Annotated in this window: 27 protein-coding genes; 4 read left to right on the forward strand and 23 right to left on the reverse strand. The window is 28.8% G+C overall.

Annotated elements, in window-relative coordinates; genetic code table 11:
- Positions 1 to 210: 210 nt before the first annotated feature.
- The 22 genes from ACTG48_RS19975 to ACTG48_RS20080 all read right to left on the reverse strand — a co-directional run bounded on the left by ACTG48_RS19975 (position 211) and on the right by ACTG48_RS20080 (position 20,620).
- A complete protein-coding gene (locus ACTG48_RS19975) occupies positions 211 to 681 on the reverse strand; it encodes a biotin operon repressor (protein ID WP_479917784.1) in 471 nt (156 codons plus the stop codon).
- Positions 682 to 987: 306 nt separating this feature from the next.
- Positions 988 to 2,958, reverse strand: coding sequence for an ATP-dependent zinc metalloprotease FtsH (gene ftsH / locus ACTG48_RS19980; RefSeq protein WP_021386495.1), 1,971 nt, complete (start codon positions 2,956 to 2,958; stop codon positions 988 to 990).
- A gap of 33 nt (positions 2,959 to 2,991) precedes the next feature.
- Positions 2,992 to 4,380: a tRNA lysidine(34) synthetase TilS gene (gene tilS, locus ACTG48_RS19985; protein WP_021386490.1), complete on the reverse strand. Its 1,389-nt coding sequence runs from the start codon at positions 4,378 to 4,380 to the stop codon at positions 2,992 to 2,994.
- 182 nt (positions 4,381 to 4,562) lie between these two features.
- The gene (locus tag ACTG48_RS19990) at positions 4,563 to 4,991 is read right to left on the reverse strand and encodes a YwiB family protein (RefSeq protein ID WP_052328894.1); all 429 of its coding nucleotides are present in this window, start codon (positions 4,989 to 4,991) and stop codon (positions 4,563 to 4,565) included.
- Positions 4,992 to 5,007: 16 nt separating this feature from the next.
- Entirely contained in the window at positions 5,008 to 5,814 is an 807-nt protein-coding gene (gene murI / locus ACTG48_RS19995) for a glutamate racemase (RefSeq protein WP_021386488.1), read from the reverse strand.
- A 202-nt stretch (positions 5,815 to 6,016) separates the two neighbouring features.
- On the reverse strand, positions 6,017 to 6,502 hold the full coding sequence (locus ACTG48_RS20000; protein ID WP_021386494.1) for a cell wall hydrolase: 486 nt from the start codon (positions 6,500 to 6,502) through the stop codon (positions 6,017 to 6,019).
- A 50-nt stretch (positions 6,503 to 6,552) separates the two neighbouring features.
- Complete coding sequence (spoIIR, locus tag ACTG48_RS20005; RefSeq protein ID WP_021386486.1) at positions 6,553 to 7,212, reverse strand: stage II sporulation protein R; 660 nt, start codon at positions 7,210 to 7,212, stop codon at positions 6,553 to 6,555.
- 143 nt (positions 7,213 to 7,355) lie between these two features.
- The gene (locus ACTG48_RS20010) at positions 7,356 to 8,036 is read right to left on the reverse strand and encodes a GntR family transcriptional regulator (protein WP_021386492.1); all 681 of its coding nucleotides are present in this window, start codon (positions 8,034 to 8,036) and stop codon (positions 7,356 to 7,358) included.
- Positions 8,020 to 8,910, reverse strand: coding sequence for a 4-(cytidine 5'-diphospho)-2-C-methyl-D-erythritol kinase (gene ispE, locus ACTG48_RS20015; protein WP_021386484.1), 891 nt, complete (start codon positions 8,908 to 8,910; stop codon positions 8,020 to 8,022). The genes ACTG48_RS20010 and ispE overlap by 17 nt, the downstream gene beginning before the upstream one ends.
- 117 nt (positions 8,911 to 9,027) lie before the next feature.
- Positions 9,028 to 10,578 carry a DUF3794 and LysM peptidoglycan-binding domain-containing protein gene (locus tag ACTG48_RS20020; RefSeq protein ID WP_021386491.1) on the reverse strand — a complete coding sequence of 517 codons (1,551 nt, stop codon included), beginning with the start codon at positions 10,576 to 10,578 and terminating at the stop codon, positions 9,028 to 9,030.
- Between the two features lie 92 nt (positions 10,579 to 10,670).
- Positions 10,671 to 10,937 carry a Veg family protein gene (locus ACTG48_RS20025; protein WP_009892135.1) on the reverse strand — a complete coding sequence of 89 codons (267 nt, stop codon included), beginning with the start codon at positions 10,935 to 10,937 and terminating at the stop codon, positions 10,671 to 10,673.
- A gap of 147 nt (positions 10,938 to 11,084) precedes the next feature.
- Positions 11,085 to 11,945 carry a sporulation peptidase YabG gene (gene yabG, locus ACTG48_RS20030; protein WP_021386497.1) on the reverse strand — a complete coding sequence of 287 codons (861 nt, stop codon included), beginning with the start codon at positions 11,943 to 11,945 and terminating at the stop codon, positions 11,085 to 11,087.
- A gap of 83 nt (positions 11,946 to 12,028) precedes the next feature.
- A complete protein-coding gene (locus ACTG48_RS20035) occupies positions 12,029 to 12,967 on the reverse strand; it encodes a dipeptidase (RefSeq protein ID WP_479917785.1) in 939 nt (312 codons plus the stop codon).
- Between the two features lie 109 nt (positions 12,968 to 13,076).
- The gene (locus ACTG48_RS20040; protein WP_021386480.1) at positions 13,077 to 13,238 is read right to left on the reverse strand and encodes a hypothetical protein; all 162 of its coding nucleotides are present in this window, start codon (positions 13,236 to 13,238) and stop codon (positions 13,077 to 13,079) included.
- A 9-nt stretch (positions 13,239 to 13,247) separates the two neighbouring features.
- Positions 13,248 to 13,745, reverse strand: coding sequence for an SEC-C metal-binding domain-containing protein (locus ACTG48_RS20045; RefSeq protein ID WP_021386499.1), 498 nt, complete (start codon positions 13,743 to 13,745; stop codon positions 13,248 to 13,250).
- A gap of 115 nt (positions 13,746 to 13,860) precedes the next feature.
- Positions 13,861 to 14,571, reverse strand: a complete 711-nt coding sequence (locus tag ACTG48_RS20050; protein ID WP_479917786.1) for a peptide arginase family protein — start codon at positions 14,569 to 14,571, stop codon at positions 13,861 to 13,863.
- A 144-nt stretch (positions 14,572 to 14,715) separates the two neighbouring features.
- Positions 14,716 to 15,246 carry a hypothetical protein gene (locus tag ACTG48_RS20055; protein ID WP_479917787.1) on the reverse strand — a complete coding sequence of 177 codons (531 nt, stop codon included), beginning with the start codon at positions 15,244 to 15,246 and terminating at the stop codon, positions 14,716 to 14,718.
- Between the two features lie 16 nt (positions 15,247 to 15,262).
- On the reverse strand, positions 15,263 to 15,493 hold the full coding sequence (locus ACTG48_RS20060; RefSeq protein WP_021386481.1) for a hypothetical protein: 231 nt from the start codon (positions 15,491 to 15,493) through the stop codon (positions 15,263 to 15,265).
- A gap of 14 nt (positions 15,494 to 15,507) precedes the next feature.
- Positions 15,508 to 16,902, reverse strand: a complete 1,395-nt coding sequence (locus ACTG48_RS20065; RefSeq protein ID WP_479917788.1) for a sodium:solute symporter family protein — start codon at positions 16,900 to 16,902, stop codon at positions 15,508 to 15,510.
- Positions 16,903 to 17,027: 125 nt separating this feature from the next.
- The gene (locus ACTG48_RS20070) at positions 17,028 to 18,281 is read right to left on the reverse strand and encodes an MFS transporter (RefSeq protein WP_021386483.1); all 1,254 of its coding nucleotides are present in this window, start codon (positions 18,279 to 18,281) and stop codon (positions 17,028 to 17,030) included.
- Positions 18,282 to 18,331: 50 nt separating this feature from the next.
- Positions 18,332 to 19,486, reverse strand: a complete 1,155-nt coding sequence (locus ACTG48_RS20075; RefSeq protein ID WP_021386505.1) for a trans-sulfuration enzyme family protein — start codon at positions 19,484 to 19,486, stop codon at positions 18,332 to 18,334.
- Positions 19,487 to 20,050: 564 nt separating this feature from the next.
- Positions 20,051 to 20,620 carry a recombinase family protein gene (locus ACTG48_RS20080; RefSeq protein WP_074178786.1) on the reverse strand — a complete coding sequence of 190 codons (570 nt, stop codon included), beginning with the start codon at positions 20,618 to 20,620 and terminating at the stop codon, positions 20,051 to 20,053.
- A gap of 202 nt (positions 20,621 to 20,822) precedes the next feature.
- On the opposite strand from ACTG48_RS20080, the gene ACTG48_RS20085 reads away from it, so the two are divergent.
- Positions 20,823 to 21,050 carry a single-stranded DNA-binding protein gene (locus ACTG48_RS20085; protein WP_021386506.1) on the forward strand — a complete coding sequence of 76 codons (228 nt, stop codon included), beginning with the start codon at positions 20,823 to 20,825 and terminating at the stop codon, positions 21,048 to 21,050.
- Positions 21,051 to 21,269: 219 nt separating this feature from the next.
- On the opposite strand, the gene ACTG48_RS20090 is transcribed toward ACTG48_RS20085, so the two are convergent.
- Complete coding sequence (locus ACTG48_RS20090) at positions 21,270 to 22,013, reverse strand: DUF3298 and DUF4163 domain-containing protein (protein WP_021386514.1); 744 nt, start codon at positions 22,011 to 22,013, stop codon at positions 21,270 to 21,272.
- Between the two features lie 168 nt (positions 22,014 to 22,181).
- Between ACTG48_RS20090 and ACTG48_RS20095 the strand changes: the two genes are divergently transcribed.
- From ACTG48_RS20095 to ACTG48_RS20105, 3 genes are read left to right on the forward strand one after another with little or no spacing between them, the layout of a single operon-like run.
- A complete protein-coding gene (locus ACTG48_RS20095; RefSeq protein ID WP_479917789.1) occupies positions 22,182 to 23,054 on the forward strand; it encodes a class I SAM-dependent methyltransferase in 873 nt (290 codons plus the stop codon).
- Entirely contained in the window at positions 23,054 to 23,719 is a 666-nt protein-coding gene (locus ACTG48_RS20100) for an RluA family pseudouridine synthase (RefSeq protein WP_021386503.1), read from the forward strand. The genes ACTG48_RS20095 and ACTG48_RS20100 overlap by 1 nt, the downstream gene beginning before the upstream one ends.
- A 20-nt stretch (positions 23,720 to 23,739) precedes the next feature.
- Positions 23,740 to 24,597 (forward strand): MerR family transcriptional regulator, encoded by an 858-nt coding sequence (locus tag ACTG48_RS20105; protein ID WP_021386502.1) that lies wholly within the window; start codon positions 23,740 to 23,742, stop codon positions 24,595 to 24,597.
- Positions 24,598 to 24,668 lie beyond the last annotated feature (71 nt).

Genomic DNA, 24,668 nt, shown 5'->3' on the forward strand with positions numbered 1-24,668 from the left:
TAACCTTATACCATCTAACCAATTTTTTCTACTTTCGTAACTTTCACACTTAGGTTTATTTCATCCTTATGTTTTAGTTTGGTTAGCTTTAGGGGTTTCCAGCAATTCAAGTAGTATTGGATAGGTTCTATCCTATCTCTACATATAAGTTTCCCTATATGCTGACTATTTTAGCTACTAACTCACGACTAAAGTCACAAGTGTGCGTAGCTATTTTTTAATCAAAGTTATAAAGGGTGCCTTAAATGGCTCCATATCTGGTTTTAAAATAATACTCATCCAAACTCCTTCATGAGGTTTGGAATCCCAGGTTCTTCCTAATCGACCTTTTCCCATATCTTGATGTTCACTTAAAATCACAGTTCCATCTATATTATTTGTAGCTATTCGTTTTGCATATTCATTAGTTGAATCTACAGTTTCAAGGTGTATTATATTCTTTCCAATAAACTCCGTATTTAATTTATAGTAAATATTCTGTGGACTTAATAAATCCGTTGGATTTTCTGATAATCTATAACCTTTTTTATTTACAGATTCTATATTGTATCCTTCTTCTTTTAGGGCTTTCATGTGCTTCCATATAGCTGCACGTGATACCCCTAATTGTTTTGATAATTCTTCTCCTGAAATAAATTCAGATTTATTATTTAATATAATTTCTATTATCTTATCTCGCATATTTCACCTCTAATATGACATAATTTCATGACTTATTTTCTTCTAATAAATAATTATACATTATTAATAGACTTTTAATACTATTAATTTTAAATTTCCTTTTCAATATCTTATCACAATAATATTTATATTTTATGTGGAGGATTTATTATTTTACTTAAATCTTCGTAAAATAATAAAAAACTGAAAGTATCAATCAAATTAACACTTGCAAATATACTTTGCTCATTAATTTAATATTATACTTTCAGTTTTAGTATTTAATCTATAACAGATAATAACCTTAAAATAATCAATATTTTAAAACTATTTATCCTCATCAGATTTATTATCTAAATTTTTATTTATATCAATAACATTGTTTCTTTCTACTTCATCTTTTTCTAATTTTATAGTTAGTTGTTCTTCAACTTCTTTAGGAGAATTTTCCTCTGTAATTGCATTTTCAATATCATTTAATGGTAATTCTTTATTAAATGCTTTTACAAATTGCTCTGCATCTAAAGTTTCATATATAAGTAAAGCTTGTGCTACATACTCTAATCTATCCATATTTTCTTGCAGTATACTTCTTGTCTTATCGTATGCACCATCAACTATACGTTTTGTTTCTTGGTCTATCTCAAAAGCAACTTCTTCAGAATAATTTCTCTTACTTGAAAAACTATTGCCTAAGAATACTTCATCATCACTATCAAATGACATTGGGCCAAGCTTAGAACTCATTCCATATTTTGTTACCATACTTCTTGCAGTAGCTGTAACTCTTTCTAAGTCATTTGAAGCACCTGTAGATACATCTTTAAGTACTAACTCTTCTGCTACTCTACCTCCAAGTAAAACTACAATGTTTTCTTTCATTTCATTTTTCGTAGCATAGAATTTATCTTCAACAGGAAGTTGCATTGTAAATCCTCCAGCTCTTCCTCTTGGTACTATTGTAACTTGATGAACAGGGCTTACTTCCTCAAGTACATGAGCACAAACTGCATGCCCACCTTCATGATATGCTGTAAGTCTTCTTTCTTTTTCACTTATTACTTTTGATTTTTTAGCCACACCTGCTATAACCTTAGTTATAGCTTCTTCTATAGTATCCATCTTAATTTTCTTTTCTCTTTTTCTAGCTGTCAATATTGCAGCTTCATTCATTAAGTTCTCTATATCAGCAGGAGTAAATCCTGGTGTTCTCCTAGCTAACACATCCATTTTCACATCATCACTTAGTGGCTTATTTCTCGAATGAACTTTAAATATAGCCTCTCTACCTTTTACATCTGGCGTACCAACAACAACTTGTCTGTCAAATCTTCCTGGTCTAAGTAAAGCTGGGTCAAGTATATCTGGTCTATTTGTAGCTGCCATGATTATTATACCTTGGTTTACTCCAAATCCATCCATTTCAACTAGAAGTTGATTAAGAGTTTGCTCTCTTTCATCATGACCTCCACCAAGACCTGCACCTCTTTTTCTACCAACTGCATCAATCTCGTCTATAAATATTATAGCTGGAGCACTTTTCTTAGCTTGTTCAAATAAGTCTCTTACTCTAGAAGCACCAACCCCAACAAACATCTCAACGAAATCAGAACCACTTATACTGAAAAATGGAACTCCTGCTTCTCCTGCAACAGCTCTTGATAGATATGTTTTACCAGTTCCAGGAGGACCTACCATAAGCATACCTTTTGGTATCCTTGCACCCAATTCAATATATTTCTTAGGATTCTTTAAGAAGTCTACTACTTCTTGTAAATCTTCTTTTTCTTCATCCAATCCAGCTACATCCTTAAATGTAACTCTAGTCTTTTCATCATCTTTATGAACCTTAGCCTTTGACTTACCAAAGCTCATAACCTTTCCGCCTCCACCTTGAGACTGATTCATAAATACAAACCAAAGAATTACCATAAAGAATATTAATAGTAATGTAGGCAACATTTCAACAAACCAAGGTGTAGATGGTTTAGCTTCACCACCAAAAGTTAGTTTACCAGCCTTAGCTTGGTCTAACACCTCATCTGCAAGTTTATTTCCCATTACTTCTGTTGGAACATATGACTTAAACTTTGTATTTGTATCTTTTATAGTACCTTCTACGGAAGTTTGATTTACAAAGTATAATCTTGATATATTCTCATCAGTTAATTCTCTATACACTTCGGAGAATTTTAAATCTTTTATTTTTTCTGTAGGCTTACCTGAGAATTGAACTATACCCACTATAATTATAAAAACAAGTAGATAAAAACCTGCCCCTTTTAGCAACTTATTCAATATAGAAGCCCTCCTTTCATACATTGCTTTGCTCTATAATTTGTTAAAATTAATTTTTAATACTTCTTTTGTGCTTTCGTCAATTTTATAATTCTCACTGATTTTATAATCTCCAACACATATTATTCCCTCACTATCTGTGATTATAGGAATTTTACACCTTTCTTCTCTTGGGATTTTTAAATCTATGAATAAATCTTTCACTTTTTTACTTCCCATAGCAAGCTTTATCTTATCACCTTGCCTTCTGCTTCTTATTACTATACCCCCTTTTACCTTATTAAAATCAAACCCTTTAGATGAATTGTCTAATTTCATACTCTTATACCTATCTATACTCATTATTTGGGTCTCAATAATTTGTTTTAATTCTTTTATTTTAATAAACCCATTACTAGGTACATTGTAATAAAATTCAATCTCCTCATTAACAATTTCCTCATTGGTTAATATTATACTGTCTTTTTTTCTATAAACAAATATATTTCTTGGAAGAGTTAACATTTTATTTACTTTCGAATTATCCTCTAAAGACATTATATCCTCTATATGTCTTTGGTCAACAAAATTAGTATCTCCTAGTATATGTTTTATAGAATTTCTAAGAACCCTAACTTTGATAGCATCATGCAAGCAAATAAAATCGTCTAAATTTATCTCTACAAAGCCCTTTTCTTTTACACTTGAAACTTCTCTAAATTTAGCTTCTGCCTCTTTCTCAATATAATCGTTATCAATTTTTAAACTATTGCTCATCCTTACTATAGATTCTATTACATTTGAATTAAAATTATCCTTCATATATGGTAAAAGGTCTAACCTTATTTTATTTCTAGTGTATATATTTTCTAAGTTGGTTTTATCTATTCTAGGATTTAAATTATAAGCTTCACAATAATCCTCTATATCACTTCTTTCCACATCTAATATTGGTCTAATTATACAATTATCTCTAATATAATCAATTCCCTTTAGACCTGTTAGACCTGTTCCTCTCATGATACGCATCATAACAGTTTCAGCTTGGTCATTAAGATTATGACCTATAGCTATCTTATTAGCTTTAATCTTATCCTTAATTTCATAAAACATTTCATATCTTAACTTCCTTGCTCCTTCTTCTAATGATAACCCCTCATTTTCACAATATTTTGGTACATTAATAGACTTTACAAAGAATACTATTCCCATATCCTCACAAAGTTTAGATACATATAATGCATCTTTTTGAGCTTCTATCCCTCTTATCTGATGATTTAAATGTGCTGCATATATTTCTATATTAAAATCTTTTTTTAATCTATTTAGTACATGCAATAAACAAACTGAATCAGGTCCTCCAGAGAGACCTAAAACTATTTTATCGCCTTTTTGTATTAAATTATGTTTATTTATAGTACTTAGTACCTTATCAAATATCATATTTATCCCTCTTACACTTAGTTTTATTCACTTTTAAGTATACTTTCTATAAAAAAACGCTAAACCCTTGTATCAATTTTAAGAAATTAAAGTTTAATATAAATATAATAATACCAAATAAATTAAATAAAAGGTAGTTTTTTCACTACCTTTATAAAATTTCTAGAAAATAGCTATAGTTATTATTTAATACCTATGTATATATCTATTTTATTCCTACCTAAAAATAAATCTTGTATCTTTATATTATAGTCTATTTTCAATTTTATGTGTTCCCCTTCTTGTATATTTATATCCAATTCTCTTGTATCAATATCAATTAATAGAGTACCTTGTGGGGTCACATATTTTGTAGCGCTACTTTCTCCACACTTAAACAGCATTGTTGAGTTAATAGCACCAAATTTTTTGATACTAACTTCATCTTTAAGTATCTTTATAGTATTAGTTATTTCTATATTTTCTTCTTTTTCTTTGTAAATAACATATATTCCATCATTTTTATAAAAAATTTTACCAAAGGCAGTCATCTCTATGGTGTCCATATTTCCTTTTTCATCATATTGTCTAGTATTTATACTTATTTTTACACTCAACGATTTTTCCTCCATAGATTCCTCATATACGCTAATATTTTTGTATTTCTACTTTTTGAATCTTATCAATTTTTTTCTTTAAGAATTCTCTTGCTATATCCGAAAACTTCTCATGTATGTCTGATACATAATATTGATATGTTCCATGAACTTCTGTATCGTTTATAATATTTTGTACCTCTAAAATCGTTTTTAAATCCTTAGCAGTCTCTTTAGCTGGATTAACTAATCTTATATGTTCTCCAACTTCTTCGCCTATTGTTCTCTTCAAGATAGGATAATGAGTACACCCTAATACTAAAGAGTCTATGTTTTTTTCTTTCAATTCTTGTAAATATATCTTTGCCGTCAATTTAGCTACTTCTGTATTTGCCCAACCTTCTTCAACAATAGGCACAAATAAAGGGCATGCTTTGTTAACAATTTCTATACTTTCATCTATTTTAGATATTTCTAAATTATATGCTTTTGAACTTATAGTTCCTTCAGTTCCTATTATACCTACAATTTTATTTTTTGTAGAACTTACAGCTGTTCTAGCTCCTGCCTCTATAACACCAATTATAGGTATATCATATTTTTCTTGAGCTTCTTTTAAACTTCTTGCAGTAGCAGTATTACATGCTATAACTATGGCTTTTACATCTTTAGTTTTTAGAAAGTTTATAGCTTGAAAAGTATATTTAATTATAGTTTCTTTAGATCTTGAACCATATGGTATTCTGGCAGTATCTCCAAAGTATATTATATCCTCATTTGGTAATATCTTCATTATCTCTTTTAGAACAGTTAATCCGCCTAATCCCGAATCAAAAACTCCTATTGGCTTATTACTCATTTTTATACAACACCTACTTTACAATTTTGTGTTTAACAACAACTTATTTATCGCTAAAATTTATATTTATATTCACAGTTAATATATTATTACCTAAATGATTATTATAGTTTATTTTAAACAAAAAATAAAGGAGCTATCTTAAATTAGAAAATAATTTCTAGAAAAAGACAACTCCTTTCGATATTTCAAAAATTTATATTTATTTTGCAAACACATGATTCCCTATTTTCATATATGGACTTAGTCTATTTATCCATTTGCAAGTGGCTATTTCTGGATTCCAAAAATATACTGCTTTATTAGTTGGGTCAGTTCCATAAAGTGCTTCTTGAGCTGCTTTACATGCTGAATCTGTTGGTGTCATATTTATTGACCCATCAAGCACAACTGAGAAAGCATTTTTTTGATATATGACTTCTTCTATTGTGTCTGGAAATCTAGGGTCCAATATCCTATTTATTACTACAGCTGCCACAGCTACCTGTCCCTCATAGCTTTCTCCTCTAGCTTCTCCTGCAACCAACCTAGATAATAGCATCAAGTCATCATTAGATAAATTTATGACTTCTTTCTTTGCTATATTTTTTTCTTGTTTATTTATTTTATTAACTTTCTCTGTTGGTTCATATGCAAATACCTCTTTAATAGGCATAAATATACAAGTCAAAGCTAATAGTATAGCCATCAGTTTACTCCACCTGTCCATGATTAAAACCACTCCTTACAATCTTATTTTTAAAATTTTTTCTCTAAATCCTTTACTACTTCAAGTACTTTAAACTTAATTTTTACTCTACTTGTTTTCTTTGGTGTATCTTGTTTTATTAACTTATATTCTTTATCAGTTAATACTTCTTTCAACTTATCATCTGTGGATTTATCTATTACTCCATTAGATTCATCAACAAAGCATAATGGTGGAAACATAACACACCACCAATTTTTTCCTTCGCCTTTTCCAATGATAATTTTTAAAGCTTTATATTCACCAGCTGGAAGAACTATATTAGAATATTGTTTAGTAGGGAAATTACTGTATTGTATACCTACCTTTACACTGTAATTATATCCATTTTCAAGAATAATATTTTTACTTATTTCTTCCAAATTGCTATATTCCCTTTTTATAATTGCTTCACTTTCTTCTATGCTTTTTGAATTTTGAAGCTTTGGCTGTAGGTATTTTATTACTTCATCTCTAACTTTTAACTTAAGTTCTTGGTCTTCATCTGTATTACTATTTGCTATAACATGAAATCTTATTAATTTATCTTTATAGTCTTTTGATATACTATCGACCTTTTTTACTTCACCATTTATTACTATTGTCATTATTGATATAACTGATATAAGACTTAATATTAATATTCCCAATCTAATCTTAACTTTTCTCACTGAAAATCCCCCTTAAGATAAATTTATATCATCAATTATGTCCAATTTAATTTAATTTATTCATAATATTTTTTAATATTAATAAAAAAAGCTATTTTAAAACGATTATAATCATTTTAAAATAGCTTTTTTCACTTTATATTTTATAAGTCTTTATTAATCATAGCCTTATCTATCATAAACTGTTCTGCTTTTTCTATATGTTCTGTAGCGTACTTCTTAGATAGCTCACTATCTCCCTTAATTATAGCATCAAGTAAGTATCTGTGTTCTTCAACAATATTATGTGATGTGTCATAATCAGACATGTAAGTAACTCTAAACCTATATACTTGTTCCCATAATGAGTTTATCAATTGGATTAATTTTTTATTGTTTGTTGCTTTAAATATACATTCATGAAACTCTACATCAAGTTTTAATAATGAATCTACATCACATTCTAAAGTGCTTTTTTTAAAGTCTTCTGATATATCTTTAAGCTTTTTAATATCTTCATCACTGATTCTTTCAGCAGCAAGATATGCTGCTAAACCTTCTAAGCTCGCTCTTACTTCTAATACATCCATAATATCTTTTAATGACATATTTGCCACATAAGCACCTTTTCTAGGCAACATAACAACTAAACCTTCTAATTCAAGCTTTCTTATTGCCTCTCTTACTGGAGTTCTACTTACTCCCAATTGTTCTGCTAGCTGTACTTCCATTAGCCTTTGACCAGGCTTTAATTTTCCTTCTAAGATTGCTTCTCTCAAATTTTCAAAAACTACATCTCTTAATGGCTTGTAATTATCCAAGTTCAGTTTAGTTAAATTCTCCACAAATTTCAACCCCTTTTTGACTGCTATTAACAACATATACCTGTTTATATTTTTTTAATAATTCTTTTTTTCCAATTAGAGCATCTTCTTTACTTTCAAATAATCCAAAAACTGTAGGACCACTTCCACTCATCATAGAACCTAAAGCATTATTTTTCATCATGATTTGCTTTATATTATCTATTTCTTTGTGCTTACTTATAGTAACATTTTCAAGAACATTTACCATATTTTCTGATAAAGCTTTTATATCTTCAGATTTTAAACATTCTATCAAATATTTATTATTTGGCCTTTTTTTAATATTATTCAAATCTAATCCTTGATAAACTTCCTTAGTAGAAACAAATAAGTCTGGTTTACATATTAATATATTTATATCACGTGGCAAACCTTTGATATCAGTTAGCTTTTCTCCAACTCCTTGAGCTAAAGCAGGCTTTCCTGATATGCAAAATGGAATATCTGCTCCTAAATTAAATCCTATGTCTTTTAATTCATCTTCAGATAATTCAAGCTTCCACAATTGATTTAAACCTACTAATACTGCGGCTGCGTTAGAACTTCCTCCAGCCATTCCCGCTGCTACAGGGATATTTTTTTCTATGAATATTTCTACACCTTTTTTTATATCAAATTTATTCTTAAGTATTTTGGCGGCTTTATAAACAATATTATCTTCATCTAAAGGAATATCTAAACTAGTGCTTTTTACCTTTATTTCATCTTCATCTAATTCTTTTACTTTTACTATATCGTATAAATCTATCGTTTGCATTATCATTTCAACAAAATGATAACCATCTTGCCTTTTTCCTAAGACATCAATGGATAAATTTATTTTTGCCTTACTTTTTAGTTTTATAAAATCCATTCTATCCTCCTTGTTTAAAGAATAATGCATCACTAACAATAATATTATACTACAAAAAATAAAATAATAGGGTATTATAATACCCTATTATACTTAATTACTTTAAATTTTTTAATATTAATCTACTAATACGACTTTTTTTTCTAAAATAAGACACTTGCCAGGCTTAATTGGTTCATCAAGTTTTATATCATTAAGCTCTGCAATTTCATTTTCTGTTGTATTGTATTTTTTTGCGATGTTCCAGAAAGTATCTCCCTCTTTACATATATATACAATTATACTAGGAGCCTTAGACAAATCATATACACCTTGGTCTTCACCTTTGATGATAAAGTTTTCTGCCTTTTTATCTAGTGCTTCAGTAAATCGCTTAATTTTTATAACTAAGTCTATTTGGTCTCTATTCAAATCAACTTCAATTTTATCAATGCATGCTGTATTAAATACAGATGCTGTATCAGTTAAATTATCCATCTCTATATCATGTTCAAATGGAATTTCTTCACTAATTTTGTAAACTAATTTTAGACCCTCAACTGGAACAAATAAAATCTCAACTTTTATAATCCCTTGTATAATACTTTTATTTTCTTCAATATAACTATTTTCTATAGACATAGTTGGACAAACGCTTACAATATCTTTTATTTGTATATCATCATTATCATTTCTTATGCCTTCTCTAACCATAAATGTCTCTTCACTATTTCTTAAAGTCTTGTTTAATTGAATAGGCTTATGGTCAAATTTTATTATTTTCTGAGGAGAATATGCATCTTGTAATACTTCTCTCGTCACCTCATCTGTAACTTTCACTTTACAACAAGCCATACAATCTATTTCTAAAAGACCTGTATTACTTTCACTATTTTGTTTGAAAATATGATTGAAATCTGACATGGACAATAAGACTTCCTCAATCATACCATCACTAACTCCAGGTACTTCTACAAATTGAGTAAACTCAATACCTACTCTATCTAACTCTACAAGTTCACCCTCATATGTACAAGCTAATGGATTTATTTCTAATACTCCACCAATAATAACCTTATTGTCAGTCACTCTGCTTTCTTTTACTTTAACAGATGGATTCAAACTTATTATAGACTGAATTTCTTCTGTGTTTATAGTTATAGTATCTCTTATAGAACTTTCTGCTTTTTCTATTCCAACTATATCTTGAAAACAAATTTCTTTTCTATGCTTTTGTATTCCTTCTACTTGTGATACATCCTTTACTATATCTAATCTTTGCTTTTCAAATAAACTTCCTCTTATATTCATAAGAGCTCCTACTTTGATTTTTCTCTCATTCATTATAGTACAATCCATATGCTCTACTTCTGAAAATAACATGTATTCCATATCTTGAACAACATTATCTTTTTCTATAACTTCGTTTATATCTACTTTTCCATCTACATTAGAAATAGTATTTTTATCATCTGCAATATAGATTACATTATAATTAAAGCTTCCCCTACAAAGTATCTTCCCATCTGCCATTTCAATTTTTTTAAGTGATATGTACCCTTCTGTCTTTACAATTTCATATACATCTAATTTTTTGTCTGGTACTACCGCCTCCGCCTCAATAAATGTTTGAAATTTTCCAAAGTCTATTCTATTGTCAATTTTAATTACATCTTTAATTAATTCCATACTTTACCTCCTTAAGTATTATAAAAGTATCACACTATATTTATATTTAAGGAGCAAAAAAAAAATTACACCTATTTTTAATAGGTATAATTTTAACTTATCTGTAATTTATCTTGATCTCTAAAAACTTGCAATTTTACATTAGATGTTAATAAATCTGAGTAACTATAAGATACTCTAGGGTATCCATTACTTTCATCATCTAATTTTATAACGAACACGCTTGGATAAACTTTTTCTAGTATACCCTCTTTTGTAATAATCTGCTTTCTTCCTTTATTAGCTTTCAACAATATTTTCTTTCCTATATGTCTCTCTAAGCTTACTCTTATCTTATCCAGAGTTTGAACAGTAGCCACAATATCACCTTCTTTAACGTTTATATGTTTACATAATATCACATATAAACATTTTTGTCAAATGTTTAAACTAATTATTTTATATATTTTTTGCAAAAATGTCAATACTATTTTTGAAGATATACAGTATAATTATGCTAATTTTTGTTAATGTAATATTGTTTTTGGCATTGCCCATCTAAATTTCCCTCTTGTTTCAGAACCGCCGATACCCTTAACACCTGTAATAGTCTGCTCTATGACCTCGTCAATAGGCACTACTACATCAATTCTTGAACAAGCAATTTTCTCCACTACAAAAACAGGGTCTAAAGCATGTATCATTATTCTTCCAGGTGAACTTGCATAATTTGCTCCTGCACTTATTATTTTTTCATAATTTGATTGGCATGCTCCTGCAAATATAACAAGATTATCCAAATTTGGTTGCCATTTACGTGCTTCTTTTACCGTTTTCATAAAGTTTAAAGAGTTTCTATAGTTGCTCATATCTTCTATATCTCCTCTTTTTATTGTCATTGCATCATGACCTGTTATTACTAGTATATCCGGATTATATTTTTCTAGTAGTGCTCTTACTTCTTTATACTGGTTTTGCTCTGAAACTGCTACTCCTACAGCAGGTATTCCAAGTTGAGCGTATACATCCAAACAAATTTTTAGATATTCTTTATCTCCATCTATCTGTAATACTTTTCCAGGCATTCCATATGTGTTAGGATTTAATTGAAGTTTTGGAACTGCTCTTGTCATTCTCTTTTGTCTTTCTTTAGCTTTTCTCACTGACTTATATAATAAATTTTCTACATTTTTATCTATTAATATATCTTTTATATCAGGTGCTTTTACTAATTCTAAATCATCAATATAAGCATCTGCTATTACTCTAAATGCAATACCCTTTAGTATAGCTATTTTTTCATTATTTTCATCTACACCAAAAGAGACTATTTTAAATACTATATCTTTGTTATGTGACTTTCTAGCTACAATGTCTCCTACCTTCATAGTTAAACCTCCAATAAATTTTTATCTTAGTTTATACTATGTTCGATATAAAACTTTGTTTCCTAATGTCAAAAAAACATTTCTTATAATACATCTCTTATTACTCTTAAAGCATTTTTATAGTATATCTTTTCTATTTCATCTTCACTAAATCCTTCTTTTTTTAGGGGTTCGTATAATTTACCCATTTGAGATATATCCTCAATCTCAACCTTTGAATCTATCCCATCAAAATCTGAGCCTAGAGCCACAACATCTATTCCTCCAACATTTACAATATGTTTTATATGTCTAAGCATATCTTCAAGCTTACTTTCGCTTTTATCACTTAAAAACATATGGAAAAAGTTTATACCTGTAACTCCGCCTTTATTTGCCAATACTCTAATCATATCATCAGTTAGATTTCTAGAATGATTCATCATTGCTCTTGAATTAGAGTGTGTAGCAATTATTGGCTTAGAAGAAATCTTCGCAATTTCATAAAATCCTCCATCTGAAATATGTGAAACATCAACTAACATTCCCAATTCATTCATTTTATGTACTACTTCTCTTCCAAAATCAGTAAGACCTTTTTCTCTATACTCTACTTTATTATGAGGAAAACTCAATTCATTCACATGATTCCAACTTATTGTCATCATTCTAACCCCTAAGTTGTAAAATTTAGTTAAATTTTCTATCTTACCTTCAAGTACTGCACCTTCCTCAATAGATAAAAGTGCTGTAAGTTTTCCTTCTGATTGATTTTTCATAATTTCTTCATAGTTAGTAGCTAAAGCTATCACATCACTATTTTTTTTCATTTCCTCATGAAATTTATTTGCCATGCTCATACAATAATCAAAAGGATGCTTTACTTCTTCAGTATCAACAAAAAGGGCAAATGTTTGAGCTAATGAATCCCCTTTTTTCAATCTGTCTATATCAACAGAATACTTGTTAGACTTAAGTTCGCTTGTTTCTACATTTTCCATTAGCTTTGCTATAGTATCACAATGTAAATCAATAAATTTCATATTTATACCCCCTGTATATTTTATATTTATATCCAAAAATAGAAATAGTTGTCCTTATAGACAACTATTGACAACTATTTTTTAATATTCTTTTTGATATTACTTAATCTTATTCCTCTTTTAAGTTAGGTATTACTCTTTTAACCTCTTCAATTTGATGCCATGTCTTATCTATATTATTTTCACTAATATATTTTTTTAAATCAGTTAAAGATGTAAAATCTTTAACTGATAAATTGTCATCATCATCTGCAAATCTTAAAATAAACATAAGACTACCTTACTTTCCACAACATTTCTTATATTTTTTTCCACTTCCACATGGGCATGAATCATTTCTTCCTATTTTTGCTTCTTTAACTATAGTTTTAGATTTTTTGTACGCTTTTATTATTTCTTTTCTTTGGTCTGCTGGTAATATTTCTTCCCAACCTTGTAGATTATATAACCAATGAGCTTCAACAGTTACCATATTGTTATATAATTTTTCCCAATCTATTTTTATAGAAACTTCTTTATCAGCTTCTACACCTTCTAAAACTATATCTTCTTTTAAACTTTCACTTATTCCATCTATGAATCCCATGAAAAATTCATTAGTAGTTCCAAATTTTTCAGCTAATTCACTTACTTTACCTTCAACAACATCCATTTTATTGTTTAATATTTCATTGTATATTCCAGCTTCAATTTTTAAATATGCTTCCCAGAATTTTACCTCTGCTTCTTGACTTTCATGATTATCACTTAAATTTCTCCATTCAGTATATAAACTCATACTTTTTTCCTCCTAAGTACATCTATATTTTTATAGTTTTTATAGTATAAAATCTTTTAGTTAGATCGGAAGTTTCTTCTTTTTGATTATACCATATTCTATTTAAAGTTAACTCTTATATTATATCATAATTAAACAATTCTTTTAACACTTTTATAGCATACTCTTGGTTTATAAAGTAAGGGCTTGTAGCAATTGTTATTACTTTAGCTTTTTTAATTAAGTTTTTTATCTTATCCAGTTTGAAATCAAACGGTATATACTCCATATCACTTGAAAATATATCCAAGTCTATATCAAGAACAAACTCGGGCTCTATCTCTAAATCAAATCCATATAAACTGTCTATTATTATTAATTCTGAAAATATTTTATGTTTTAGTGCTGGTTTTATAAAACTTCCTACATTTAGAACCTCATTTGTATACCTAAATACATCTTCTATATTGTTTACATCTACATCATAGCTTTCAGGCTCTCTAGTGTCCTTATGTTGGTCTACATGTACTAACTTACATCCTCTTGTAAATTCATCATTCATCATAGATTTTAACCAAAAATAAAATGCATGATTATGATTATCAAACACGTATATTGTTTTATTTCCCAGGACATATTCGACCATATTCTCCAATCCTATTGCTTTTATTTCCTCATTTTCGTCTATTTCATTAAAAACTACCTCATTACCCAGCTTTACATTATTCAATGTACCACTTATAAGTTTTGGTACATATATACTTTTATTGTCTCTCTTATCATATGAGAATACATTGTTCCCCACTGGTTTTTCTATATAAAATCCATTATATTCATAACTTTCCATAAGACTTAATTTCCTCCATTTTTATAATCTATAAAATCTAAAATGCACTTATTGCAAATCATATTATCTACTATAGAAGACATATTATATAGCTAAATATAACATCTTCTCTTAATATGTATTATACAATAAGTGCAAAATATATTACATTCCTATAACAAAGCCATCAGCTTCAATTGGAAGATAACTAACTCTTGTATTCAATTCCACTTTTCCAAAAAATACTACCCAATATGGTCTAAAAATACTTTCAATTTTAACTATTTCAATTTCTGGAATTCCTCCCATAAACCTATGAGTTAACCTCATAGCCATCTTGTTTGCTTTTGCTTTTACTCTTCTTTCATCTTTATCACTATACTGTACAATATTACAATCTACATTTTTTACTATTTCATGTACTGGCAACTCTTGCACTATACTACCAGCACCTGTAGAACCATTCACCAAGATTTTTAATTCATTTGTATCATTAGAATGTTTTTTTTTCATAAAAATAGATTTATTTTTATGAATTTTAAGTATGACAACTTTAAACTCTATATAGTGAAGTCTAACTTCATGAGTATCTTTGTTCTTTAATATAAATTTGCTAATCAAAGAGTTTTTTCCATTTTTGGCTATATCTATAGCTTCATCTTTTGTAATTTTTATAGGTAAGGCTCTTATATCCATAAAATCATTCTCTTTCTTATTTTTTTCTTGTCATTTTTACAACTCTATATAGATAGTCAAAAAATATTATAACTACAACTGTCATAACTCCATATGGAATTATCTTTCCAACTATAATATCATTTCTAGTCACTATACCATAAAATATAAATCCTGTTATTAAAAAGTACAATAGTACTAGAAAACCATCTATTCCAAGCCATTTTATTTCTAAATCTTTTTTTACCTTAGACACTAATTTAGACATAGCAGTTTCTCCTTTTATAGATTATTTTGTGTATTTAAATTTTCACCTATTCTGTTTCCAATTATCCATGCAATAAATGAAAGAGGTATAGCCATTACAAGAGGTTCTAGCTCAAAACTTTGGACTGGGAATATTTTAAAATAACCAAAAGTAACTCCCCCTACAATCATTCCTAGAACTCCACCCATAGATGTCCTCCTTCCATTTCCAAGAAGTCCACCTACTATAGGTACAAATGCTGAACCCATCCAGATACTTCCTACAAATATACATGCATCATATACATTTTCAAATCTAAATGCTACACTAAGTCCCATAACTGCTGCTAAACATACACCTATTCTAGTAAACTTTACTAATTGTTTCTGAGATAACTCCTTTTTCGTAATTCTTCCATATATATCATTTGCCAAGGTAGCTCCTGCCGCTAAATAATAACTATCTAATGTTGATACTATAGAACCTAAGATTCCTATTATAAATATTACTCTTATTCCTTGTGGTAATGTCTCCAAAACTAAAGTTATGTACCCAGCAGCTGGTGCCATTTCTGGATAAGTGGCTCTTACTATAAGACCTGTCATAGTTAAAACCATATCAAAACATATCCATAAAGAAAAACAAGTTAATAAGGCCCTTCTACCAACTTTAGGGGAGTCTGCTGCTGAAAATCTTTGATAAAAAGTTGGGTCTGAATAAGCTCCAAAAGAATATACAATTAACATCAATGCTTTCATCGCTGACATACCTTTAGTAGGATGCATAAGCTGAGGTGCATCTTTAAGTGCTTCTGTAAGACCTTGAAAACCTCCTATTTGTTCAAATTGACCTGGCATAACCATAGTTAGACCAAATACCATGCAAAAAAATAATACCATATCTGTAATGGCAACTCCCATAAGCCCACCAAGTACTGTAAGTACAACGACTACAACTACCATTATTAAACCAATCAATTCTTTATCTATTCCCCAAGCTACATTACCTATAGTTCCCATAGCTGTTATTTCTCCAAGTTGTGCACAATATATAAACATCAAAATTGCCCCAATTATAGCAACCTGTTTACCATAAAAGCTTTCTAATAAATCAGGAACTGTTATATTGGTTCTTATATGAATCCTCGGCCCAACCCATAATGCTAAAGGCATCCTTCCAATATGTGCAGCTATTGACCAAACTGCCCATGCAGATATTCCATATATAGCCGCATACTCTACACTACCTACCGTACCAACGCCTCCATACCACGAAGCAACCAAAGTGCCTACTATCAATGACCATGGTAAGCTTCGATTTCCTAGGTAATAGCTCTCCATATCTTTTACATTTCTAGAAAAATAATAACCTATCCCTAATAATATAAATGCAAATATAACTATAATTCCATTTTCCCACAATGTTAACATATTTAATCTCCACGTTCTTATATTTTAAATTTTCACTTTAATATTTAAATATGAACAACTCTACCCATTTCCATAAAAATAGGTAGAGTTATATAATAATTATAAGTATTTAATCAATCTCGTTATTAAGCAATCTTGTTATTCAAATTGTTATTTTCTCTTTTATTTATCTTATTTAGAGCATAAGTGGCAAATATACCTATAACTGCACATACTACAGATAAAATGAATATATATGTATATCCTGTTTGTCCATATTTATCTAACCAATTACCTGCTATAGTGTAATAAAATGCGTCTGGAGAAAATCCTATAAATGAGGCAAATCCAACTACTGCTCCTGTAGTTTCTAAAGATATATTAGATTCTGAAACAGATGCAAAGTATATTCCTCTAAATCCAAACAAGATTACACTTAGTATTATCATATTTATTACAGCTATCCATATAAACCCTGCACCTTTAGGAATTACCAAGTAGGCAGCTGTACTTACTGTCATTAGTATAAATCCTACAAACATTACTCTTATAGATGAGCCAACTTTATCTGTTATGACACCAGCAACAGGAGATGCTCCCATTTTTATAACATAAGTTCTAATTATTGATAGAGCTGAAACTAAAGTCATTGGCATTACATAAACTTCTGATAAATATGGGCTTAAGTAAGTTAAACTTGAGAATACTAGGTAAGTTGAAAATATTATAAGACCAATTAACCAAGCCTTTGGCATTGTAACTACTTTTAATAGTGATTTAATGCTTAAGCCTTCATCTGATGCTCCAGTATCTTTTTTCTCTTCTACTAAGAAGAATAAAAGTATACCACATATTATAGATGCTGCAGAATATAACCATACTACATATTTGAATCCTATTGTTATTTCAGCAAATTTACCAAAGAAATAAAGACCTATAAAAGAAATTAATGTACCTGATACACCTGATAATCCTTCATAAAAACCAAATATTCTTCCTTGCTCTGATTCACTACCTTGCATTCTAACAACTTTAACAGATGCTGAGAAGAAAGTTAATATTGTTGTAAATCCCCACAATACAAATATTAAAAGAATCATATTATATGATGGGAATGTTGAGAAGTAAAACCCAAGTAACCCTGAAGCAATTAAAGAAAAAGTTATCAGCTTTCTAACTGAGAATCTATCTGCAAACCATCCTCCTATAAAATAAGATACCATTCCTACTAATCCATATAAACTCAATAAGTTCCCTATTTGTGTATGACTTAATGCTAAAGCTTGTTGCATTGGGTCATAAAATGATGATTTCATATATGGTAAACTATACATAGCTGTTGTTCCAAATGCCAATATGAATATTATCAAAAATCTTTTAACATTACTTTTGTTTTCCATTGATTTTCTCTCCTTAAAATTTTGTTATTTGTAATTTTATTCATATAATTTTATTTTAATTTTTCTATCGCTTGTTTAAAATCGTTTATTATATCATTTGAAGATTCTAATCCTACAGCTATTCTTATTAGATTTTCTCCATTCATTTGAACTAATGTATGCTCTTCTCCTAAACTTGTTGCTATTGTTGCAAGTTCTAAAGAGTTCATTAATCTTCTACTAGCTTGGTCTCTTGTCAAACCATTGATACCATCTTTTAGTTTAAATGAAACTACACCTCCACCTAAACCATTCATTTGAGTTTTACAAAGCTCATATTGAGGATGAGATTTTAGTGCTGGATATTTTACTAATTCCACGCTTTCTTCTTGTTCCAAGAACTCTGCTACTGCTAATCCATTCTCACAATGCTTTTTCATTCTCATATCTAACGTTTTCATACCTCTTAAAATCATCCATGCACTCATTGGTGGTAAAGATGCTCCTGTAAAACAACATAAACTTGGCCATCTAACTAAGTCTATTAATTCCTTCGAACCTGCTACTGATCCCCCTAAAGTATCCCCATGTCCATTTATAAATTTAGTAAGACTATGTATTACTAAATCTGCACCTAAATCTATCGGTCTTTGTATAATTGGTGTACCAAAAGTACTGTCAACTATTGCTAAGCTTTTATTTTCATGAGCAATTTCAGCTATTGTTTTTATATCTACCAAATCCAATGAAGGGTTTAAAGGACTTTCTATATAAACAATCTTAGTATTTGGCTTCATTGCATCTTTTATATTTTGCGGATTTACTGCATCTACAAATGTAACTTCAACTCCAAATTTAGATAATAATTCAGACATAAATAATTTAGTGTGCGAGAATATCCCATCTGAACTAACTATATGGTCTCCACTTTTTACTAATGCTAATATAGTAGATGTTATTGCCCCCATGCCTGATGTACTAGATATTGCACTTTCTGCATTTTCAAGCATAGCTAATTTATCCTCTAATTCTGTAAGTGTAGGATTACACTCTCTTGTATATACATATCCCCATGTCATACATAACTCTTCAAAATGTTCTACTGTCTTTGCTGCAAATGTTGCTGTTTGGCATATTGGTGTAGCTAATGCACCTGTCGTTGGGTCTGCACTATGTCCCCAATGTATTATTTTTGTCTCTAAATCTTGATTAATATTATTACTCATTTTAATTCCCTCCTGGTTTGACTTATTTATACAACGTTTTCCCTGCCAAATTTCACCAATTTAGCTTAATCTTAGTACAAATTTTTTAAGTATACTTTTATATTTGTTATAATTCCTAAAAATCTTACACTTATTTTGTCTTTTTACAGTTCTAATTATAAACTCTATAGTAACTATAGAGTCAATATATTTTTGATATTTTTTTTACAATGTTTAAAATATTTAGCACAAAAATAGGTATACCTTAGAATAACTAATGTCACTCTAAGATATACCTATTTTTATGTTGTTCCTTAAATAATTACATAAATCATTAATTTTTTATGTAACACATAAATTTTTAAAGATTTATTATCTCTTTATAGATATACTATAGTTAAATATTTTAATATTACTTAATATCTTTAATCAGATATACCCTAACAGTAAAATTATATAATATAAAAAATATTTTACAAAACCTTTAAGAATTTTTTATGCATTATAATTTAAAATAAGATTAGTTAGAGATATAAATATCTTTAGTTTATTTATACCTCTAATTTTTCATAAATTATCTCTCTATTATATTGATTTTTTTGCACGAATAAGTGTGCTTTTAGAGATTCCAGTCATCTTCACAACCTCTCTATACGGTTTAGAGTTTAATAATCCTAATGCATATTGTATCTGTTGATTACTGTATTTCTTTGGTCTACCATCTTTAAAATCCTTTTTCTTTCTAGCAAATTCCTTGCCTAATTGAGTACGCTCTATTATCATATTTCTTTCAAGCTCTGCAACTGCAAGCAATGTAGTTAGAAAAAATTTACCCATTGAAGTATTTTCTAAGAGTCCTATATTTAAAATATGAACACTTACTTCTTTAGCAAATAATCCTTCTATTAATTGTATTCCTTCTGATGTACTTCTAGCTAGCCTATCTAATTTAGTTGCAACAAGTAAGTCGCCCTTTTTCAGAGATGATATAACTTTTTCAAATTTAGGTCTATTTGTAGTAGTACCTGTATAAGTTTCTTTTATTATCTTAGCATCGTTATATTTGCTCAATATTTCCTGTTGTTGCTGATACAGACTATTGTTATCTGTTTGATTTTTTGTACTTACACGACAATATCCATATATAATAATAATCACTTCCTAACATAAAGATTTAGTACAGAAGTTGCCTAGAGGCTTGTATCTAATCATCTTTATCCATTTTACTAAAATGGTTTTTTAGTGTCAATACTGTTAACTTTTGACACCATAATAATTCCTTTATAATTTGTTTGACTATGTCAAAAATTACCAATATAATGAAATTAATGAGTTTACACAAATTGGAGGAAATAATATGAATAGTCTGTTAAAAGAAGCAATAGATGAATTAAAAAACATCAATTGTGGCGAAGTTTTTTTATTAAAAGAATTGTTCAAAGGCTATGAATGGAACAGGTTGGAGATGAATATCAGATTAAAATTAGGAAAACTCTTTTTATATGAAGTGGTAAGTAATCCCAATTTGAATGTAGAGGTTATTAATAAAAACTCTGCTTATCAGCAAATGTATAAAAAAAAATAGTGACTTAAATGTATATGATAATATAATCCTCTTGTTGATTCAAAAGTTAAAACTTTTAATACAAAACAATCGTGCTATTTTAAATATTTATCAATATGTCTAAATTTATATAATTAACACATATAAATAGTACTATTTAAATCACATTATTTAAGATAGATAAATCTTAACCCTACTCCAGTATAAATACTAAAATAGGGCTTAGAATTATCTATATTTTTATCCTATAAAATGCTTCGATTTTCCTCTTGATTGAACATATATATCTGGAGAGATACAATAGAAACGTGAATTTATGAAATTTCCAAAATCAGAAAACTTAAGCTTGAACTTAGGTATTCCAAAACTTTCAGGTGCTATCTCATCAACACCAAAATAAACAACAATTCCATCATCTGTAAGATAAAAAGCTTGGTCCTCAGGTATGACTAGTTCCACATTAGAATAATACATATCTCTATTTTCATTTATTTGAGATTTTATATAATCAGTTATTATATTTATATAATCAACCCCATCTCTAAAAACGTCATCAAGCAAAAGTTCTTTTCCAGTTGTCAAATCTATATTGTAATTATTCAATGTATTATATTTAGGTCCAGAGTTACTAGTAAACGCCATAAGACTTAATATCATACTTAGCACATAATTTTTATTAAAAGTAACTGCATAATTTGTAGATACCCAGTAGCTTTGCTTTGGAAGTGAATTTTGAGAAGCTGCATTATTATATTCTTGTTCTTCTTCCTGTAAACCATTTTTAAAATTGTTTACAGTCATTTTTACAGCATTGTTTATGTTATTTAAAATCGCTGGATTTACATAAGTAGATTGATTTCTAATATTGTATATTATAGGATATTTTACATCGTATGAAAAATACTTACTTCTTTCAAAGTCTTCATTAAATTGCACATATAATATGTTATATGTACAAGTATTTGTAGATTGATAATTTTCCATTAAAATCCTCCCCCTTTTATTAAAAAAATCAGATACAATATAATATGCTTAAAACAGTAATAATGTTAATAGTAAATGCAAAGAATAGAAAGTATCTAAAACAGCAAAAAATGACTGATTTTGTGGTATAATACATAGGATTGAGAGTTATTTTATAGGAGGAAAGATATGTTATTATTAGCAGATAAATGGAAAGAATATGAACTTATAGATATGGGAAATGGAGAAAAATTAGAACGTTGGGGTAATTATGTACTTAGAAGACCAGACCCACAAGTTGTATGGCCAATGGAATCTGAATGGTCTCTATGGAAAAATCCTCATGGACATTATCATAGAAGTAATAAAGGTGGAGGTCAATGGGAACATAAAAAAAGATACCCTGAACAATGGACTATAAATTATAAAAACTTAAAGTTTCACATTAAACCAACTGGATTCAAACATACTGGATTGTTCCCAGAGCAAGCAGCCAATTGGGATTGGATGATAGACAAAATAAAGAAAGCTAACAGACCTATAAAAGTGTTAAATCTGTTTGCATATACAGGAGGAGCTACAGTAGCTTGTGCATCTGCTGGTGCAGAAGTATGCCATGTTGATGCAGCAAAAGGTATGGTTAATTGGGCAAAAGAAAACATAGAGTTATCAGGTCTTAAAAATCAAACAGTAAGATTTATAGTAGATGATGTTGTAAAGTTTGTTGAGAGAGAAATAAGAAGGGGTAAAAAATATGATGCAATAATAATGGACCCACCTTCTTACGGAAGGGGACCTAAGGGAGAAGTATGGCAAATAGAAGAAAAACTATATAGTTTTGTAGACTTATGTATGGGAGTTTTATCAGATGACCCATTATTTTTCTTGATTAATTCTTATACAACAGGCTTTTCTCCAATAGTTCTTGAAAATGTACTTTCTACAACAATAGGCAAAAAAACAAATGCAGGAGATATATATGGAGGAGAGTTAGGAATACCAGCTTCTAGAGATGGTAAGATTCTTCCTTGTGGTATATTTGGAAGATGGGAGAAAAAATAATGATAAAAGTCATATATGAAGATAACCATTTATTAGTTGTAGAAAAACCAGTTAATATATTGTCTCAAGGAGATGATACTAATGATAAAGATATGGTAAATCTTTTAAAAGACTATATAAAAAAAAAGTATAACAAACCTGGAAATGTATATATCGGTTTAATACATAGATTGGATAGACCAGTAGGTGGAGTTATGGTTTTTGCAAAAACATCAAAAGCAGCATCAAGACTGTCTGAACAAGTAAGAAATAAGACTTTCAACAAAACTTACCTAGCTATTGTACATGGAAAAATGAAATCTTATGAAGATACATTAAAAGATTTTTTATATAAGAATAAAAAGACCAATATGGTAACTGTAGTGAAAAAAAATCATAAAGATGCTAAAGAAGCCGAGCTTGACTATAAGATATTAGACTTTAAAGAAAATCTAAGTTTAGTTCAAGTTAACCTGAAAACTGGTCGTTCTCATCAAATAAGGGTTCAGTTTGCAAGCAGAAAACATCCATTATATGGAGACCAAAGATATGGTAAAGAAGTAAATAAAGTTGGACAACAAATATCTCTTTGGTCTAATAAAATAGAAATCTATCATCCTACTACAAAAGAAAAAATGGAATTTACATGTCATCCACCTGATAAATATCCATGGAATATATTTTAAATCTCAAATGAGGTGATTGTATGAGTAAAAAGTTTTCAATAGGAGAAATGTCAAAACTTCATAAAATAAGTATACAGACACTAAGATACTATGACCAAATAGATTTATTTAAACCCGTTCATGTTGATCAAGAAAGCAATTACAGATATTACTCAATTGACCAATTTTCACAATTAGATATTATAAAATACTTAAAATATCTAGGTATGCCTCTAAAGGAAATTAAATCTAAACTTGATGAAAACAATGAAGAAATTCTAAAACTACTAACTAATAAAATTAACATAGTTGACGAAAAAATTAAAGAATTAGAACTTATAAAAAAGGTACTAAGTACTAAGAAAGAAACAATGGAAAAGGGTATGAAAGTAGATGATGTTAATAAAATAGTAAGAAAGCATATTCCACGAAGAAGTATCTTATCTATAGAATATGAAGAAGGATTAAGTAGTGAAGAAACTATGGAACTTTCGAGAAGACAAATAGCAAATATATTAGAAGATAATATATCTGTGTTTTATGGTGGTGTGAGTGGACTTGTATCTATAGATAGATTTTTAAAGGAAGATAAAGTCATTTATGACAATAGTTTTGTTACAGTTGAAAGAGATTTATTTGACACAAAATCACAAAAATATATAACAGAAATTTCAGCTGGCGACTTTATCTGTATGACATATAAGGGACCTTACAAAGAAAATTATACTGCTTTTAAGAAGCTGGTCGATTATGTTGAGTATAAAAGAATACCTATTGAAAATTATATATATGAAATACCTATAATAGACCCTTTGTCTACAAACAATGAAGAAGAGCTTCTAACTGAAATTCAGATACAAGTTAAAAAGAGAGAAATTGATTTAAGATGTTTAGTGTAATTGCCTTCTCTCAGTAAAATTTTTAAGAAAACAGGTGGGAAAATAGCTAATGCCAATTCCCACCTGTTTTT

This window comes from Clostridioides sp. LIBA-6822 (assembly GCF_056688955.1).